14 protein-coding genes and 1 pseudogene are annotated in these 17115 nt (G+C 72.3%); 3 read left to right on the top strand and 12 right to left on the bottom strand.

What is annotated here, in order from left to right; genetic code table 11:
• Positions 1–45 precede the first annotated feature (45 nt).
• Both HUT18_RS26675 and HUT18_RS26670 read right to left on the bottom strand, forming a co-directional pair.
• Entirely contained in the window at positions 46–252 is a 207-nt protein-coding gene (locus tag HUT18_RS26675; protein WP_176103076.1) for a hypothetical protein, read from the bottom strand.
• A gap of 385 nt (positions 253–637) precedes the next feature.
• Positions 638–913, bottom strand: coding sequence for an acylphosphatase (locus HUT18_RS26670; RefSeq protein WP_176103075.1), 276 nt, complete (start codon positions 911–913; stop codon positions 638–640).
• Positions 914–1049: 136 nt separating this feature from the next.
• Between HUT18_RS26670 and HUT18_RS26665 the strand changes: the two genes are divergently transcribed.
• Positions 1050–1880 carry a CAP domain-containing protein gene (locus HUT18_RS26665; protein ID WP_176103074.1) on the top strand — a complete coding sequence of 277 codons (831 nt, stop codon included), beginning with the start codon at positions 1050–1052 and terminating at the stop codon, positions 1878–1880.
• Positions 1881–1985: 105 nt separating this feature from the next.
• On the opposite strand, the gene HUT18_RS26660 is transcribed toward HUT18_RS26665, so the two are convergent.
• The 9 genes from HUT18_RS26660 to recG all read right to left on the bottom strand — a co-directional run bounded on the left by HUT18_RS26660 (position 1986) and on the right by recG (position 10517).
• On the bottom strand, positions 1986–2132 hold the full coding sequence (locus HUT18_RS26660) for a hypothetical protein (RefSeq protein ID WP_176103073.1): 147 nt from the start codon (positions 2130–2132) through the stop codon (positions 1986–1988).
• 289 nt (positions 2133–2421) lie between these two features.
• On the bottom strand, positions 2422–3411 hold the full coding sequence (gene mutM, locus HUT18_RS26655; protein WP_176103072.1) for a bifunctional DNA-formamidopyrimidine glycosylase/DNA-(apurinic or apyrimidinic site) lyase: 990 nt from the start codon (positions 3409–3411) through the stop codon (positions 2422–2424).
• Between the two features lie 170 nt (positions 3412–3581).
• On the bottom strand, positions 3582–4394 hold the full coding sequence (rnc, locus tag HUT18_RS26650; RefSeq protein ID WP_176103071.1) for a ribonuclease III: 813 nt from the start codon (positions 4392–4394) through the stop codon (positions 3582–3584).
• A gap of 19 nt (positions 4395–4413) precedes the next feature.
• Entirely contained in the window at positions 4414–4587 is a 174-nt protein-coding gene (gene rpmF / locus HUT18_RS26645; RefSeq protein ID WP_028802425.1) for a 50S ribosomal protein L32, read from the bottom strand.
• Positions 4588–4589: 2 nt separating this feature from the next.
• Complete coding sequence (locus HUT18_RS26640; RefSeq protein WP_176103070.1) at positions 4590–5246, bottom strand: DUF177 domain-containing protein; 657 nt, start codon at positions 5244–5246, stop codon at positions 4590–4592.
• A gap of 218 nt (positions 5247–5464) precedes the next feature.
• Positions 5465–6775: a DivIVA domain-containing protein gene (locus HUT18_RS26635; protein ID WP_176103069.1), complete on the bottom strand. Its 1311-nt coding sequence runs from the start codon at positions 6773–6775 to the stop codon at positions 5465–5467.
• Positions 6776–6939: 164 nt separating this feature from the next.
• Positions 6940–7419, bottom strand: a complete 480-nt coding sequence (gene coaD / locus HUT18_RS26630; RefSeq protein ID WP_217710580.1) for a pantetheine-phosphate adenylyltransferase — start codon at positions 7417–7419, stop codon at positions 6940–6942.
• A 23-nt stretch (positions 7420–7442) separates the two neighbouring features.
• Positions 7443–8042, bottom strand: a complete 600-nt coding sequence (gene rsmD, locus HUT18_RS26625; protein ID WP_176103067.1) for a 16S rRNA (guanine(966)-N(2))-methyltransferase RsmD — start codon at positions 8040–8042, stop codon at positions 7443–7445.
• Between the two features lie 213 nt (positions 8043–8255).
• Positions 8256–10517 carry an ATP-dependent DNA helicase RecG gene (recG, locus tag HUT18_RS26620; protein WP_176103066.1) on the bottom strand — a complete coding sequence of 754 codons (2262 nt, stop codon included), beginning with the start codon at positions 10515–10517 and terminating at the stop codon, positions 8256–8258.
• 358 nt (positions 10518–10875) lie between these two features.
• Here recG and HUT18_RS26615 point away from each other — a divergent pair, with 358 nt between their 5' ends.
• Together HUT18_RS26615 and HUT18_RS26610 are read left to right on the top strand one after the other, a co-directional pair.
• Complete coding sequence (locus tag HUT18_RS26615) at positions 10876–12690, top strand: HSP90 family protein (protein ID WP_176103065.1); 1815 nt, start codon at positions 10876–10878, stop codon at positions 12688–12690.
• Positions 12687–15722, top strand: a complete 3036-nt coding sequence (locus tag HUT18_RS26610; protein WP_176103064.1) for a tetratricopeptide repeat protein — start codon at positions 12687–12689, stop codon at positions 15720–15722. The genes HUT18_RS26615 and HUT18_RS26610 overlap by 4 nt, the downstream gene beginning before the upstream one ends.
• A 110-nt stretch (positions 15723–15832) precedes the next feature.
• On the opposite strand, the pseudogene HUT18_RS26605 reads toward HUT18_RS26610, so the two are convergent.
• Positions 15833–16728, bottom strand: a pseudogene (locus HUT18_RS26605) (endonuclease/exonuclease/phosphatase family protein).
• Positions 16729–17115 lie beyond the last annotated feature (387 nt).

Below are 17115 nucleotides of genomic sequence, written 5' to 3'. Positions count from 1 at the left end.
GAGGGCTGCCCGGCAGGCAGCCCGCTTAGGGGTTGGCAGGGATCGTCAGGTGAGCGCAGGCTCGGCCTGGGGTACGTCGATGCTCTCGAGGAGCGGGTCGCCGTGCGAAGCGCCAGCCGAAAGGGCGTCGTTTTCCGCCTGAATCCGTACGAGCTCGGATTCGAGGTCCTGGACGCGCTGCTGAAGCCTTCGCATCTCGGCGAGGAGTCGCGGGTCGGAGCCGCCGACGTAACCGAGAAGCGCCTTTGCCATGATGGATGGTCCTCCACAATGAGTGACCGACCGTTGCGGTTGGGTCGTGGTCGTGAGGGAAATCGCAGCCTTTGGCTCTGACACGCTCGTTGTCGCTGGTCTTCTCACATGCCGATCAGCCAAGGTGCGCGGGGACTTCCAGAGTCTCACCAAAAAGTTTGACGGTCAACACGATCACGCCCCGTATCGGCGGGCGACCCGGGTGCATCGGCTCGGAATGTCCGGCACCACTTGACTCGCGCAACTCTGCCTGTGGCATGCGCGTGGAGATCATCCTTACCCGCAAGGCCACCGTCAGGCAAGGCCCTTTCCCCGATCACCTGGGATTTCGGCCCCCGCGGCCACGGTGCGCACCGCTCGCCTCGACACACAGCGACCGTTTCCATCAGCGAATGGCGAAACTCTCGTAGCCGCCGCGCGGAGTGTCCCAGATCTCAGTCACGCCGGTGACGGCCCCGGGTGTGTCGCCGTCCCGCAGCCAGTCGAGCAGTTGTTCGCACCGCGCCCGGGGTCCTTCGGCGACCACCTGGACCCGGCCGTCGTCCAAGTTGAGAGCAAAACCACTCAGGCCGCCGATCTCCAGCGCCCGGGCCCTGGTGAACCAGCGAAATCCCACGCCCTGGACCCGCACCCACGCGGTGAGGCGTACATGTTCCGTCATGGCTGCACGCTAACCGTCCGTTCCCCCGCGAGGCACTTTCGTTCCCGCCGTCATGGGGTACCGTCCCCCTCCAACAAGCTTCACTCGAATGGGCAAATTTTCCTCGGTGAAGGTGACGCGCGAGAAGGGTCGGGGTATGGGACGCCACCGGAAGAGGGGTGCCGCGTCGCTGCGCACCGGACTGCTCGGCTTCTCCGCCGTCGTCGCCATCGGTGTGGTCGCGGTCACGACGGGTGCCATCCCGGCCGACTCCCTCCACTTCACCTCGGGTGACGACTCGGGACAGGTCCGGGCCGAACGCACTCCCTCCGAACCGCGCACGCAGACGGGACCGAGCGCGCCGCCGTGGGAACAGGGCGTCGAGTCGCAGAGCCCCTCCCCCTCCCGTACGGCCTCGCCCTCCGAGTCGGCCCCGTCCGCGAAGCCCTCGGACAAGCCGAAGCCGAGCCCGAGCAAGGAGACCGCCGAGCCCGAGAAGAGCGAGTCGCCCGAGCCGAAGCCGCTCACCTCCGCGCCTGTCACCCCGCGGCCCACCACTCCCACCCCCACGCCCACCCCGACGAAGCCCGAGCCGGACCGGCCGCCGACGGGTTCCAGCGCCGAGACCCAGGTGATCAACCTGGTGAACGAGGAGCGGGCGAACGCGGGCTGCTCCCCGCTCAAGCCGGATGCCGAACTCGCCGCCCTCGCCGAGAACTTCAGCGAGGACATGGCCGCGCGCGGCTTCTTCGACCACACCGACCCGGACGGCGACTCCCCCTGGGACCGCGCCGAGCAGGCGGGGATAACGGACATGGGCGGCGAGAACATCGCCCGCGGCCAGGCCGACGCCGAGGCCGTGATGGAGTCCTGGATGAACAGCCCGGGCCACCGCGCCAACATCCTGAACTGCGAGTTCTCGACCATAGGCGTGGGCGCGCACTTCGCCGACGGCGGCCCCTGGTGGACCCAGGACTTCGGGTACTGACCCGGGATTCCCGGATCCGGCACATGTGCGGCCCCGGGAGCCCGCCCCCCCCTGTCGGGCTCCCGCCCCCGCTCGGCTGTTCGCCCTGTCAGGTTCCTACGCCGCTCACCGTACGAGCAACGCGTAGCACCCGCCGCCCGCCACGGCCGTCGTGACCAGCAGTGACCGCAGTCGTGCGGTCCTGCGGTCGTCCCCGATGGCGTACCGGATCGTCCGCCCCAGTTCACTGAACATCGCGGCCCACATCGGCATAACTCCCTTTGGGTTCGGGTCGGTTGTCGTCCCCCTCCCCCCTGGTGCCGAGATGGCACCCGGCACCGAAACGCAAAAGAGCCCGACTCCCCCGCCCGGACGACACCGGGCACATGAGAAATCGGGCTGCGATTCCGTGGTGCTGGTCAAACGGTAGCCGAGCGCAGGGGCACGGTCAACGGGCTTACGGCGCGGGTGAGTTGACTCGGCGGGACAGCACCACAGAACCGGCGACACATCGAACTGACGGAGCGTCACAGAACTCGGGCGCGGTCGATCCGGCCCGGTCCTACACCGCCCCGGGCCCCAACGCCGTTCCGCCGAGCCCTCGTTGGGTGGTCGTCGCACGGGGCGGGCGCTGGCAGCGCGGGCAGAAGTAGCTGGACCTGTTCATCCAGGGGCGGCGGCGCATCGGCGTACCGCAGCGGCGGCAGGGCTCGTCCTCCCGGCCGTAGGCGTCGAGGGAGCGTTCGAAGTAGCCGGACTCGCCGTTCACATTGACGTAGAGACTGTCGAAACTGGTGCCGCCGACCGCCAGGGCCGCGGTCATCACTTCCCTTACGTGGCCGAGGAGTTCGGCCGACTTGGGGCGGGTGAGGGTGGCGGTCGGCCGGTCGTAGTGGAGCTTGGCGCGCCAGAGGGCCTCGTCCGCGTAGATGTTGCCGACCCCGCTGATCAGGGACTGGTCGAGCAGGGCGCGCTTGACGGTGGTACGGCGGCGGCGCAGCGCGGTGAGGAAGGCCTCGTCGTCGAAGGCGGGGTCGAGCGGGTCACGGGCGATGTGCGCGATGACGTCGGGCAGGCCCTCGGCGGTGTTCTCGTGCAGCGAGAGTCCGCCGAAGGTGCGCTGGTCGACGAAGCGCAGCTCGGTGCCGAGATCGTCGGTGAAACGCACCCGGATCCGCAGATGCTTCTCGTCGGGGGCGCTCTCCGGCTGGACGAGGAGCTGACCGCTCATGCCCAGGTGCGCGAGGACCGAGAAGGCCGCGGTGCCGCTGTCCGCGTGCGCCGCCTCCGCGTCCCGGGCCGTTTCGACTCCGGTGTCCGCGTGGCCCGACTCCGCCTCCCGCGCCGTTTCGACCGGCAGCCACAGATACTTGCCCCGGCGCCTCGGCTCTTCGAACCGGGCCCCGGTGAGCCGCTGGACGAAATCCGCGCCGCCCGCGAGGTGGCGGCGTACCGCGCGCGGGTGCAGCACCTCGGCGTCGCGCACCTCCCGGTGGGCGACCCAGCGGGCGAGTCCACGGCGGACGACCTCGACCTCGGGCAGCTCGGGCACGGCGGACTCCTTGTACAGGCGGTCGGCGGACGGGAGTTGAGGACTTTCCGGGGCTTCGCCGCGTGCGGCGCGAGGCCCCGCGACGCGCGAACGCCCGCCCCCGGGCTGGGGTACGGGCGATCGTGCGAAGCTCGGACGCGTGCTGCCCGACCAAGCAGCACGCGCACTGGCTAGGAGACCTCCGGGTCCGGCTCGACCGCGGCCTCAGCCGCTGCCGCCGCCTTGGCCCGTTCGTCGGCGTCGGCGCGGATCGCGCGCCAGGCCGACTCGGCCGCCTGCTGTTCGGCTTCCTTCTTGCTGCGGCCGGTACCGGTGCCGTACGAGACGCCTCCGACGCGGGCAGCAGCGGTGAAGGTCTTCTCGTGGTCGGGTCCGGTCTCGGAGACGAGGTACTCGGGCACGCCGAGTCCCTCGGTCGCCGTGAGTTCCTGGAGGCTGGTCTTCCAGTCCAGTCCGGCACCGAGATTGGAGGACTTCTCGATCAGCGGGTCGAAGAGCCGGTGCACCAGCTCCGCCGCCACGTCGAGTCCCTGGTCGAGATAGACCGCGCCGATCACCGCTTCGAGGGTGTCGGCGAGGATGGACGCCTTGTCCCGGCCACCCGTGCCCTCTTCACCACGGCCGAGCCGGATGAAGGAGCCGAGTTCCAGCCCACGCCCCACTTCCGCCAGCGCACGCGAATTGACCACCGCGGCCCGCAACTTGGCCAGTTGGCCCTCGGGCAGGTCCGGGTGGGTTCGGTACAGCGTGTCGGTGACCACGAGGCCCAGTACGGAGTCCCCGAGGAACTCCAGACGCTCGTTGGTCGGCAGACCGCCGTTCTCGTACGCGTAGGAGCGGTGGGTCAGCGCGCGCACCAGAAGGGCGGACTCGAGCTGATAGCCGAGCCGCCCTTCCAGAAGCGTGTGGGACGAGGCTGTGTCCGCCGGGTTGCTCCCGCCGGAGCGGGGGCCGTTCTTCCGGTTCTCCCGGGCTTCAGACACTGTGCCTCTCACCAGCCGCTCAGACCTCGAGGACCTGGCGCTTGTTGTAGGTGCCGCAAGCAGGGCAGGCGATGTGCTGCTGCTTGGGCTCGTGGCAGCGCTCGCACGCAACCAGGGTGGGGACCGCAGCCTTCCACTGCGACCGGCGGTGGCGCGTGTTGCTGCGCGACATCTTCCGCTTCGGAACAGCCACGGCTACTTCTCCTGCTTCTCGTCGACGCCAGCTTCGGCGTCGCTCATCTCGTCCTTCTCGCCGGCCTGATCGGTTCCGGCGAGTCCCTGCAGTGCCGCCCACCGGGGGTCGACGGCATCGTGGTGGTGGTCCGGGTCGTCCGCGAGCCGCGCTCCGCATTCGGAGCACAGGCCCGGGCAGTCCTCCCGGCACACCGGCTGCATCGGCAGTGCGAGCACCACCGCGTCACGCAGCACGGGTTCGAGGTCGAACAGGCCGTCCTCGAGGAAGAGCCTGTCCTCGTCGTCCTCGGCGTCGTCGGCCGGTTCCGTGAAAGCACGGCCCCGCTCGTCGGCGTCAGGGTACGAGAACATCTCCTGGAAGTCCGCTTCGACGTCGAGTCCGAGCGGCTCCAGACACCTTACGCACTCCGCTTCGGCCTCGGCACGGGCGGTACCTGTGACAAGCACGCCCTCCATCACCGATTCGAGGCGGATGTCGAGTTCCACCGGGGCGTTCTCGGGGACCGTGACGACACCCGGAATGCCGAAGGCCGTAGCCGCCCCGCCGGGCGCCTCGACGCTGCGGCTGAGTCGTTGCAGCCCACCGGGACGCCGGCCCAGCTCATGTGTGTCGAACACGAGCGGGTTGCGATGGTCAAGGCGGGCGTTCACGGCCATTCCTGCTGTCGATCCTCGGAACTAGGTGGGGTCGCGGTGCCGCGGCCCAGCGTCTGGGCCGGAATCGGCTTCCGGCAACCATGATCGGCGCACGACTCACGCGCGCACGACCGAAGAGCCAGGATACTGGACCTTTCGCTCACGGCCCAATCCGGTCCCCCGGCCCCTGCTCGGGGGCCGTGCGCCGGGCGCCGCTCCCCCGGCTTTTCCGGCCGGGCTCAGCGCCCCTGCTCGTACTGGCGCAGTTGCTCGGCGGAGATCATCCCGGTGTCGAAGAGGCTGGTCTCGTCGAGGGAGGTGGGCTGCTGCGGTGCCTGCGGCTGAGCGTAGGACTGCTGATCCTGGGCGGGCGCGTACCCGCCCTGTTCGTAGCCCTGCGCGGGCAGCTGCCCTTGGGCGTGGAACTGGTCGCCGATGCTCGCGTCCTGCGCGTACCCCTGCCCGTACGCGACCTGCTCCCCGTGCTGGGGGTAGCCGTGCTGCTGCTGGGCGGCGTACTGGTCGTACTGCTCGGTCTGCTGGTAGCCGTACGCGTCCTGCTGGGCGTAGGACTGCTGTTGATACGCGTACGGGTCCTGCTGGGCGTAGGAGTACGGGTCCTGCCCGGCGTCGGCGTAGGCCTGCTGCGGTGCGGGCGCCTGGCCGGGGTGGGCCGGAACCTGGCCGGGGTGGGCGGGGGCCGAGGCGGGGTGTGCCGGGGCCTGGGCCGCGGCGGCGGTTTCGGGGGTGTACTGGGGCGGGACCGGGACGCGGGGGTCCTGGCCCTCGGGTGCGGGGGCGCCGCCCGGGGCGGGGTCGGCGAGTTCGGCGAGGCCCGCGAGGTAGTCGGCGTCGCTGGTGTGGTGTCCGTGGGCGTTCTCGCCGGACAGGTCGCCCAGCTCGTCCGCGGCGACGCGGCCGTGCAGCTTCTGGCGGCCTCGGCCGACGGCCTGGAGCGTCTTGGCGAGTACGGCCTCGAAGGCGCCGAGCTTGACGTCGACGTACTGGTCGGCGCGCTGCCGCAGCGTCTCCGGGTCCTGGCTGCGCTCGGGCGCCTCGGCGTAGTCGGGGTCCTCGGCGTACTCGGGGTGCTCGCCGGCGGCGGGGCCGGTGCCGAGCAGCTTCTCGCGGCCGCGGCCGACGGAGCCGAGCGTCTTGGTCAGGACGACCTCGAAGTTCGCGAGCTTGGAGTCCACGTAGTCGTCGGCCTCGGCACGGACCTCCTCGGCCTCCCGGCGGGCCTCGGCGAGGATCCGGTCGGCCTCCTCCTGCGCGCGCCGGGCGATCTCGGTGCCGGAGACCAGCGAGCCGCGTTCCGCGTGGGCGGACTCGATGATGCGCTCGGCTTCCTGGCGGGCCTGCTCGACCATGTGGTCGCGGCCGCCGATCAGTTCCTGCGCCTGCGCCAGGGAACCTGGCAGCGCCTCACGGACCTCGGCGAGCTGCGCGAGCAGTTCGGCGCGGTTGACCACGCAGGAGGCCGACATGGGCATGGACCGGGCGTTTGTGACCGCGTCGACGATCTCGTCGAGTCTCTTCTGCACGTCCACCGTGTGCTCGCCACTCTCTTGCCTTGACGGGAGTCCGACGTCCCCGGCCCGGGCGCGTGCCCGCCGCGGCGGGCGGTGGCACGACCCTGTCCGACCGGTCGGACGCCCCCGACTGTACGGCCTGGGCGGGGCGGCCCGACACCGGGTGACGGACAGTCAGTGACTCAGTCCTGGGTGAGCCGCTCGCCGAGGGCGCGCAGTACCGGAGCGGGTACCAGGTGGGAGACGTCGCCGCCCCACTTGGCGACCTCCTTGACCAGCGAGGAGGACAGGAAGCTGTAGGTGGGGTTGGTGGGGACGAACAGGGTCTCGACGCCGGTGAGACCGTTGTTCATCTGGGCCATCTGGAGTTCGTAGTCGAAGTCGCTGACGGCGCGCAGGCCCTTCACGATGGCCGGGATGTCGCGTTCCTTGCAGAAGTCCACGAGCAGTCCGTGGAAGGACTCGACCTCGACGTTGCCGAACTCGGCGGTGACCTCGCGGATCAGCTCGATCCGCTCCTCGATGGCGAACAGGCCCTGCTTGGACTGGTTGATCATCACCGCGACGTGGACCACGTCGTAGAGCGCGGAGGCGCGGGAGATGATGTCGAGATGTCCGTTGGTGATGGGGTCGAACGACCCGGGACAGACGGCGCGGCGCAACTGAGGTCCCTCGCTCTCCGGTGTCATGAGGCGTCTGTGCGTCCGGGGACGGTCACAGCGGCGGCGCGACCGTACCAAAACGTGCCTTCGCCGTAGCGGCGGGCCCTCAGCTCTTCGAACCCCTCGGGCCAGGGGAATGTGCCGTTTCGGGTACTGCGTTCCACGGTGACCAGTGCCTCCTCGGCGAGCCAGCCGCCCGCGCGCAGTGTGAGCAGAATCTCGGCCAGCTCCTGGTCGGGCACGGCGTAGGGCGGGTCGAGGAAGGCCAGGGTGTACGGCTCCTCGGGCGCCGCACCCGTCACGACCTGCTCGGCCTTGCCCGCCCTTACCTCGGCGCCGGGCAGTTGCAGGCTGCGGACGTTGTCCCGGATGGTGCGTACGGCGCGGGCGTCGGACTCGACGAGCAGGGCGTGCGCGGCGCCCCGCGAGAGTGCTTCCAGGCCCACCGCGCCCGAGCCGCCGTACAGGTCGAGGACGCGTTCGCCGTCCAGGGAGCCGCCGAGCAGCGAGCTCCAGGTGGAGAACAGGCCCTCGCGTGCGCGGTCGGAGGTGGGGCGGGTGCCGGTGCCCGGCGGGACGGCGATTCGGCGTCCGCCGGCGCGGCCGGCGATCACGCGGGTCATCGGGGCCCTTCGTTCGTCTCGGGGGTGGGGAGGGGTGGGCTGCGGTGCCGCCCTGGAGAAGGTGTGTACCGAGGGCCGCGTCCCGCTGCCACGGGGGTGTTTCCACGATATGCCGTGGTCGGGGCGCGGCGACCCTTGTCCCCCGGGTACGGACCCCTGCCGGGCGCTGCGGCTGCGGGACCCCTGCGCCGCGCCCCGGGTACGGGAGCCGGCTCAGCCCTTGTCCAGGTACCGCTCCCGTTCCTCGTCGAGGAGCGCGGCGAGGGCGGTGCGCAGGCCCGGGTAGGCGGTGAGTTCGGGGTCCGCGGCGACCACCGCGGCGGCCTCCTCGCGGGCCTCGGCGATGATCTCCTCGTCCTCGATGACGGCGAGCATCCGCAGGCTGGAGCGCACCCCGGACTGGGCCTGGCCGAGTACGTCGCCCTCCCGGCGCTGTTCGAGGTCGATCCGGGAGAGTTCGAAGCCGTCGAGGGTGGCGGCGACGGCGCCGAGCCGGGCGCGGGCGGGGCTCGCCTCGGGCATCTCGGTGACCAGGAGGCACAGGCCGGGGGCCGAGCCGCGGCCGACCCGGCCGCGCAGCTGGTGCAGTTGGGAGACGCCGAACCGGTCGGCGTCCATGATGACCATGACGGTGGCGTTGGGGACGTTCACGCCGACCTCGATGACCGTGGTCGCCACCATCACGTCGCTCTCGCCCGCGGCGAACCGGCGCATCACGGCGTCCTTGTCCTCGGGCGCCATCCGGCCGTGCAGGATCTCGACGCCGAGTCCCTTGAGCGGTCCGGCGGACAGTTCGGCGGCGATGTCCAGGACGGCGAGCGGCGGGCGTTTGTCGGCCTCCTCCGCGGACTGCTTGGCCTTGCGCTCCGCCTTCTCGTCCTCGTCGTCGCCGATGCGGGGGCAGACGACGTACGCCTGGTGTCCCTGACGTACTTCCTCGCGCACGCGCTCCCAGGCGCGCGCGAGGAAGTGCGGCTTGTCCTGGGCGGGGACCAGATGGCTGGCGATGGGGGAACGGCCCGCGGGGAGCTGGTCGAGTACGGAGGTCTCCAGGTCGCCGAAGACGGTCATGGCGACGGTGCGCGGGATGGGCGTCGCCGTCATCACGAGCAGGTGCGGGGGCTGTTTGCCCTTGCCGCGCAGGGCGTCGCGCTGTTCGACGCCGAACCGGTGCTGTTCGTCGACGACCACCAGGCCGAGGTCGTGGAACTGCACCTTGTCCTCGATCAGGGCATGGGTGCCGATGACGATCCCGGCCTCGCCGGTGACCAGGTCGAGCAGGGCCTGGCGGCGGGCCGCCGCGCCCATCGAGCCGGTCAGGAGGACCACCTTGGTGGCCTTGTCGGGGGCGCCGAGCCTTCCCCCGTCGGCGAGGTCGCCCATCATCTCGACGACCGAGCGGTGGTGCTGCTGGGCGAGCACTTCGGTGGGCGCGAGCATGGCCGCCTGGCCGCCCGCGTCGACGACGGCGAGCATCGCGCGCAGGGCCACCAGGGTCTTGCCGGAGCCGACCTCGCCCTGGAGCAGCCGGTGCATCGGGTGTTCGGTGGCGAGGTCGCCGAAGATCTCGCGGGTCACCTTCTGCTGGCCGTCGGTGAGGGTGAACGGCAGCCGCGCGTCGAAGGCGGCGAGCAGGCCCGCCTCGCCGGGAACCCGGGCCACGGCGGGGAGTTGGGTCTCGTCGTGCCGGCGGCGGGCGAGGGCGACCTGGAGCACGAAGGCCTCGTCCCACTTGAGCCGGGCGCGGGCCTCGGCGATGTCGGACTTGGTGCGCGGCCGGTGGATCAGTTCCAGCGCCTCGGGCAGGGGGAGCAGGCCGCGCCCCTCGCGCAGTGAGGGCGGCAGCGGGTCGAGCGCCTCGCGGGCCTGCGGCAGGACCGCGTCGACCGCCTTGGCGATCTTCCAGGACTCCAGTTTGGCGGTGGCCGGATACAGCGGGAGGAGCGCGCCCGCCCAGCTCGCCACCTCCGCCGCGTCGCCGTCCGCTCCCCCTTCGCCGTCCCCACCGAGACCGCCGTGGTCGCCGTGGTCGCCGAGCAGCAACTGATAGGCGGGATGGGCGAGTTGGAGCTTGCGGTTGAAGACGGAGACCTTGCCCGAGAACATCGCCCTGGTGCCGGGCACCAGGTCCTTGTGCGGCTTGTGCACGCCGCGTCCGAAGAAGACGAGCTGGAGCTGCCCCGAGCCGTCGGTGATGACGACCTCCAGGCGCTGGCCGCGCCCGGCGTTGAACTTGAGGATCCGCGCGGTGGCGACCTGCGCGACCACCGTCACATGCTCGTCGAGCGGCAGCTCGGTGAGCCGGGTCAGTTCGCCGCGCTCGGCGTAGCGGCGCGGGTAGTGATGCAGCAGATCCCCGACCGTGTGCAGGCCGAGGGCCTCGGCCATCACCTTCGCGGTGGCGGCGCCGAGGACGTTCTTGAGCGGCTGGCGCAGAGGCTGGCGCGCCGACTCGGACGGGGACGTTTCACGCACGGACACCCTTCCATTGGACACCACACCACCGACATCGCCCGGCACCCGCCGCCACGGCGTCCGGGCCGACAGGGGTTACGGACGCCGCCGCACACCGCCACCCCGAACGCCCGTACCCCGCGCCCGTGAGCACGCCTCGCCCCTTACCCCGCCCCAACTCCCCTCCCCCGCAAGGAAGAAGCGCGCCGCTTTCGGCCGGGGAGGCGTGAACACCCTCCGCAGCACGGCAGTTACCGGATTATCGGCTGGTCAGCGAGGACGCCGGACGCCTATGCTGGCGCACTCGCCCGCGCCCGCCCCGCGGTTCACGGTGAACCGCCCGACCCGCGCCGTCCCACCCCCCACCGGCGCAGCGACCATGGACACATCGATTCCGCATACATTCCAGGTCGACCTGCGTGGCCTCGTGGACCTGCTCTCCCACCACCTCTACTCCAGTCCCAAGGTCTATCTGCGCGAGCTGCTGCAGAACGCCGTCGACGCGCTGACCGCCCGCCGGGCGGAGCAGCCGGACGCGCCCGCCGAGGTGCGGCTGTACGCGGAGGGCGGCACGCTGCGCGTCGAGGACACCGGCATCGGGCTGACCGAGGCCGATGTGCACAGCCTGCTCGCCACCATCGGGCGCAGTTCCAAGCGTGGCGAGGGACTTCAGGCGGTGCGCAGCGAGTTCCTCGGGCAGTTCGGCATCGGGCTGCTCGCCTGTTTCGTGGTCGCCGACCGGATCCGGGTGGTGAGCCGTTCCGCGCGTACGCCGGACGCGCCGCCGGTGGAGTGGACGGCCCGCGACGACGGCTCGTACACCGTGCGCACGCTGGACGACTCGGCCCGCCCCGAGCCCGGCACCACCGTCCACCTGGAGGCCCGCGGCGACGCCGAGGAGTGGCTCGCCGAGGACCGGGTGCGTGAACTGGCCCGGGACTTCGGCGCGTTGCTGCCCTACGACGTACGGGTCGGCGGCGAACCGGTCACCGAGCTGCCCGCGCCCTGGGACCGTACCTACCCCGGCCCGGCCGCCCGCCGGGTCGCGCTGGCCCGGCACTGCCAGGAGACGTTCGGCTTCTCCCCGCTGGACACCGTCGAGCTGGACATCCCGCTGGCGGGCGTGCGCGGTGTCGCGTATGTGCTGCCCAGTGCGGTGAGTCCGGCGCAGCGGGCCCGGCACCGGGTGCACCTCAAGGGCATGCTGCTGACCGAGCGTGCCGAACAGCTCCTGCCCGACTGGGCGTTCTTCGTCCGCTGCGTCATCGACACCGACAGCCTGCGGCCGACCGCCTCGCGCGAGTCGCTGTACGAGGACGAGACCCTGGCGGCGGTGCGCGAGGCGCTCGGCGAGCGCATCCGCGACTGGCTGAGCACCCTCGCGGCGGGCGACCCGGAGCGTCTGCGGGCCTTTTTGGCCGTGCACCACCTGGGCGTGAAGTCGCTGGCCCGGCACGACGGGGACATGCTGCGCACGATGCTGCCCTGGCTGCCGTTCGAGACCACCGACGGACAGGTCTCGCTCGAGGAGTTCGCCCAGCGCCACCCGGTGATCCACTACACGCGTACGGTCGAGGAGTTCCGTCAGGTCGCCCCGATCGCCGCGGCCCAGGGCATCGGTGTCGTCAACGGCGGCTACACCTACGACACCGACCTGGTCGAGGCGCTGCCCTCGGTGCGGCCCGGCACCGCTGTCGCCGAACTCGACACGGACACCGTCACCGCGCATCTGGACACCGTGGCCCCCGAGGAGGAACTGGCGCTCGCCGCGTTCCTCGGCACGGCCCGCGCGCGGCTGGACGCGCTCGGCTGCGATGTCGCGCTGCGCGCCTTCCATCCGCTGTCGGTGCCCGCACTCCACCTCGACGACCGCGGCGCCCGCCACGAACAGGCACGGGAGGAGGCCGAGGAGCAGGCGGACGAGCTGTGGTCGGGCATCCTCGGCTCGCTGCGCGGCAGCGCCCCGCGTCCCAAGCTGATCCTCAACCACCTCAACCCGCTGGTGCGGCGCATCGGTTCGCTGGGCGACCCCGAACTGGTCGGCACCGCGGTCGAATCGCTGTACGGGCAGGCGCTGTTGAGGGCCCAGCGCCCGCTGCGCCCCGCGGACTCGGCGCTGCTCAACCGCGCCTTCATCGGGCTTCTTGAATGGGCGACGCACGACGGCACGGCGAACGGAGAGGGCGGCCTGTGACCCAACTGAGCGACGGGGCAGTGGACTTCGACGGGCTGCGGGCGGCGATCGCCGAGAACGACGAGCAGCCGGAGGGTCCGGCCCGCAACGCCCGTGCCGAGGAACTCCTCGCGCAGGCGGAGCAGTTGGGCATTCCGCTCGCGGTCGTCGAGGCACTCGGCCATCAACTGCAGTCGTACAACTACAGCTCCGAGAAGGACAAGATGTTCGTGCCCTTCGCGCGGCTGCTGCGGATGTGGGACGAACGCCCCGACGACTTCGACACCTACGAGGCCCACTCGCTGCACTGGGTCTTCAAGTGGATGTCCTCCGGGATGCTGGAGCAGCCGCACATCCCGCTGGCCTCCATCGAGAAGTGGCTCGGCGAGATGGAGCACCGCTACCGGCTCGCCGGGTACTCCGAGCGCGCGGTGCGCTGCTGCGAGCACGCGGTGGCCCACCACATCGGCGATCTGGCGCGCGCCGAACGCGCGTACCAGGCGTGGCTGGCGGCCGAGCGCGACGACATGGCCGACTGCCATGCCTGCGAACTGCACGAGCAGGGCGCGTGGAAGGCCCGGCTCGGCGACGACGCGGCGGCTCTGGAGCTGTGGCAGCCGGTACTCGCGGGCACCTACACCTGCGCCCACGAGCCGCACGCGGTGCTGGCCTCCTCGCTGCTGCCGCTGCTGCGCGAGAACCGCAGGGACGAGGCACGCGCCCACCATCTGCGCGGGCTGCGGCTGGTGCGCGGCATGGAGAGCATGCGGGACGCGTACGCCGACCATGTCGAGTTCTGCGCCCTGACCGGCAACGAGGCGCGCGCCCTGGAACTGCTCGCCGAACGGCCCGCGTACTTCGTCTCGGACGGCGACCCGGCCAGCCGGATGGAGTTCCTCGCGGTGGTCGCGCGGCTCATGGACCGCCTGGTCGAACTCGGCCTCGGCGCCCAGCCGGTACCCGGGCCGCCCGGACGTGAATGGCGGGCCGACGCGCTCGGCGCGCACGCCCGCGACGGCGCGCTGGAGCTCGCCGCGCTGTTCGACGCCCGCAACGGCACCGCGCACATCGGTGAGCGGGTGCGCGCACGCATGGCGCGCGAGCCCCTCGCGGAGCGCCTGGCTCTCGGCGTGCGCGCCGGGCGCCCGGTCACACCACCGCGCCCGGCGCCACCCGCGCACCGGAGCGAGGCCCCCACCGACGACCTGCCCGCCCTCCTCGACGCGGCACGGACCGCCACCGAGGAACTGCGCCCGGAGTCCGTGTCCGCCTGGGCGGCGGTCGCACGGGCGGCGACGGAGCAGGACGCCGTACTCGACGCGGTGGACCTGGCCCGGCTCGCCGAGCACCGCGGCCTGGACGGCCGCACGCCGCGCGAGGAGGCGGTGCGCCACTTCGAGGAGGCCGCCGAACGGTACGAGGAGGCCGGTGACGGCGGCGAGGCCGAGGCCTCGCGCGCCCGCGCCGCCCACGCCCTGGCCCACTTCGGCTCGCCCGTGCGGGCCCTGGCCGACGTCGACACCTGTCGCGAGAAGGTGCTCACGCTGTACGGCGCCGGGGACACCGGCCCCCGGCAGGCGGGTGCGGTCCTCGCCGCACGCCTGCGGATCCTGCTGGCAGCCGTACAGGAGCGGATGGGCGAGGCGGCGCCGGAAACCGATCCCGCTGCGAACGCCCAGGCCGACCCGGGCGGTGCCGCCGACACGACCGAACCGCCCCTGGCCGCCGCCGAGTCCGCCGCCCGGGAACTCCTCGCGCACGCCGCCTCGCACACCGAGGACCTCCAACTGGCCGCCCGGTCCGCCGAGGCACGCGGCGCGCTGGGTGAACTCGCCGAGCACCGGGGCGAGTTCGGCGAGGCAGCAGACGGGTACGCGCGCGCCGCCGAGGAGTACGTCGCGGCCTCGCTGCCCTGGTTCGCGGTCGAGTACGAGGTCCGGCTCACCGACGTGCGGTACCGGCTCTGCGACCGCGAGGGTGCCCTGGCCGCGGGCTACGCGGCCCTGGAGCACGGGGCGGGCCGGCTCCCGCCGCCCGCTCTGGCCCGAGTGCACCTGCGCCTGGCCGATCTGCTCGGCGCCCGGGGCGAGTTGGCCGACGCGGTCACCCACGCCCTGGACGCGGCCCACTGGGCCGACGAGGCGGGCGAGAGCGGCACCTTCGGCGCCTGGGCCCGGCACAAGCTGGGCGGGTTCCTGCTGCACCAGGGCCGCGCCGCCGAGGCCGCGGAGGTACTGGAGGGCGCGCTCGCCGAGATCTCCACCGAGATCCACGGCGAGGGCACCGTGGTCCAGACCCGCTGGTGGCTGGGCGAGAGCCTCAGCGCACTCGGGGAGCACCGTTTGGCCGCCGAGCACTGGCTGCGGGCCGCGGAGACCGCCGCGACCTGGCCGGACCAGAGCGATCACGCGGCCCTGGCCCATCTCGCCGCCGAGGCGCTGAGCCGCTCGGAACTGCCCGAGCAGGCCGACCGTGCCTACGGGCGCGCCGGTGAGCTGTGGCAGGAGCTCGGCAATCCGCACGGGCTGGTCCGCAGCCTGCGCGCCCGCGCCTGGCTCGCCCAGGAACTCGGCGAGCCCGCCCGGGCACGGGAGTTGATGACGACCGCGCTGCACACGACCGAGTCCGCGCTCGCCGCCGCGCCCGAGGAAGGCGAGGACCGTGACCGGCTCGCCCTCGAACACGCCGACACCCTGCGGCAGTTGGGCGAGCTGCTGCCCCGGATCACCCAGGGCGACCCGGCCCGGGACACGGACGGCCACGCACGCACGGCGTACGAGGAGGCACTCGCCCTGCTCGACCGCGCCGTGGCCGGATTCGCCCCGCTGGGCGCGGCGGCCCGCGACCGCCGCAGCGCCGCCGAGATCGAGGCGGGCTGGCTGGCCCACCACCTCGGCCGCCCCGAGGAGGCCGCCGCGCGGGCCGAGCGGGTACGTGCCGAGTACGCCGACGAGGACTCCGCCGTCGCCGCCCGGCATCGCGGACAGGCGGCCGAACTGTCCACCGCGGTACGTCAGTTGAGCCAGGAGGCGGTGCCGTCCGAGGGGCGGTGAACCGGGTCGGCGGTGTGCGGACGCGGCACGCGGCGGCACGGCCACTGCACCCGGCACCCGGCACTCAGCGCTCAGCGCTCAGCGCTCAAGAGCCGTACAGCCACCGGCGCCTACAGCCGTATCCGCGCCGCCACAGGCAGGTGATCGCTGCCGGTGGCGGGCAGCGAGTCGATGCGGATGACCGTGGCGGTACGGGCCATGACCTGGTCGATCCGGGCCAGTGGCAGACGCGCGGGCCAGCTCAGGGCGAAGCCCGACCGGGGCGGGCGCACCTGTGCGAGGACGGGGTCCAGGCCCCGGTCGTCCACGGTGCCGTTGAGGTCGCCGAGCAGGATCACCCGGCTCAGCCGCTCCGCGCGCAGGACGGTGCCGAGCAGTGCGGCGCTTTCGTCGCGCGGGGCCGAGCCGAAGCCGCTCGCGCCGAGCCGGACCGAGGGCAGATGGGCCACGTACACGGCCACATCTCCCTGCGGCAGCCCGGCCGTTGCCCGCAGCCCGCGCTGCCAGCCCGGGTCGAATCCGTCCGGCCTGAGGTCGACGGGACGTACGTCGGTGAGCGGGTGCGCCGACCACAGGCCGACCGTCCCACTGGTGGCGTGGTGGGGATAGCGAGCGGCCAGGACCTTGTCGAACTCCCGGTCCGCGGACGGCGTCAGCTCCTCCACGGCGATCAGCGCGCCACCCGCCGCGAGCAGTTCCGCGCGGTCCCCGAGGGGTCCTCGTTCACATCGCTGACGTTGTGCTGCACCACCGTGAGGTCGTAGGCCTCGTCGGACCGTGGCAGCAGCAGCGGACCGAAGACCACCGACCAGACCAGCGCGGGCAGCAGCGCCGCACACAGCACCACGACCGAGCGGCGCAGCGCCGCCAGAAGCAGCAGCGGGACGACGACCAGGCCGAGCCACGGCAGAAAGGTCTCCACGAGGCTGCCCCAGCGCCCGAACGCATTCGGCACCACCCCGGGGAAGGCCAGCAGTAGCGGAAACGGGAGGGACACTCCGGCCAGTACGCGCTCCCCTGTCGCCGCACCCCGCAGCCGCAGCCGCTGCCGCTGCCGCTGCCAGGACCACCGCCCGGCGGGCGAAGCCTCAACTCCCGCGCTCGCGACGCCCTTTGGGGCCCCTTCCCGTACGCACTCCTCCGGGCGCTCCCCCGCCCTGTCCGCCCTCGCCGTCACCGCTCGCAGCCTCCGGTTCGCCCGCCGTCCGTCCGTTCCGGTGTCGAACGACGCCGGGGGCGGGCGGTTCGGTTGCGCCCGGCCATCGGCGGCCACCGGGCGGTCGGGCCGCGGAGTCCGGCCTCACGCCTCGGCGTACCGCTGCGGCGGGCACTGGCAAAAGGCTCCGAAGTCGCCCTACGGGAAAGGACGTTGGCGCGCCGACGGCATCTCCGT

The organism is Streptomyces sp. NA04227 (assembly GCF_013364195.1).
Taxonomy (GTDB): domain Bacteria; phylum Actinomycetota; class Actinomycetes; order Streptomycetales; family Streptomycetaceae; genus Streptomyces.
This window is presented reverse-complemented; position numbering and strand designations above follow the sequence as displayed.

Excerpts from the sequence above, each read along its gene's own strand:
- rsmD (WP_176103067.1), bottom strand. The coding sequence starts at position 8,042 with ATGACCCGCGTGATCGCCGGCCGCGCCGGCGGACGCCGAATCGCCGTC.
- HUT18_RS26660 (WP_176103073.1), bottom strand. The coding sequence starts at position 2,132 with ATGCCGATGTGGGCCGCGATGTTCAGTGAACTGGGGCGGACGATCCGG.
- HUT18_RS26665 (WP_176103074.1), top strand. The coding sequence starts at position 1,050 with ATGGGACGCCACCGGAAGAGGGGTGCCGCGTCGCTGCGCACCGGACTG.
- HUT18_RS26670 (WP_176103075.1), bottom strand. The coding sequence starts at position 913 with ATGACGGAACATGTACGCCTCACCGCGTGGGTGCGGGTCCAGGGCGTG.
- HUT18_RS26615 (WP_176103065.1), top strand. The coding sequence starts at position 10,876 with ATGGACACATCGATTCCGCATACATTCCAGGTCGACCTGCGTGGCCTC.
- HUT18_RS26640 (WP_176103070.1), bottom strand. The coding sequence starts at position 5,246 with ATGGCCGTGAACGCCCGCCTTGACCATCGCAACCCGCTCGTGTTCGAC.
- HUT18_RS26675 (WP_176103076.1), bottom strand. The coding sequence starts at position 252 with ATGGCAAAGGCGCTTCTCGGTTACGTCGGCGGCTCCGACCCGCGACTC.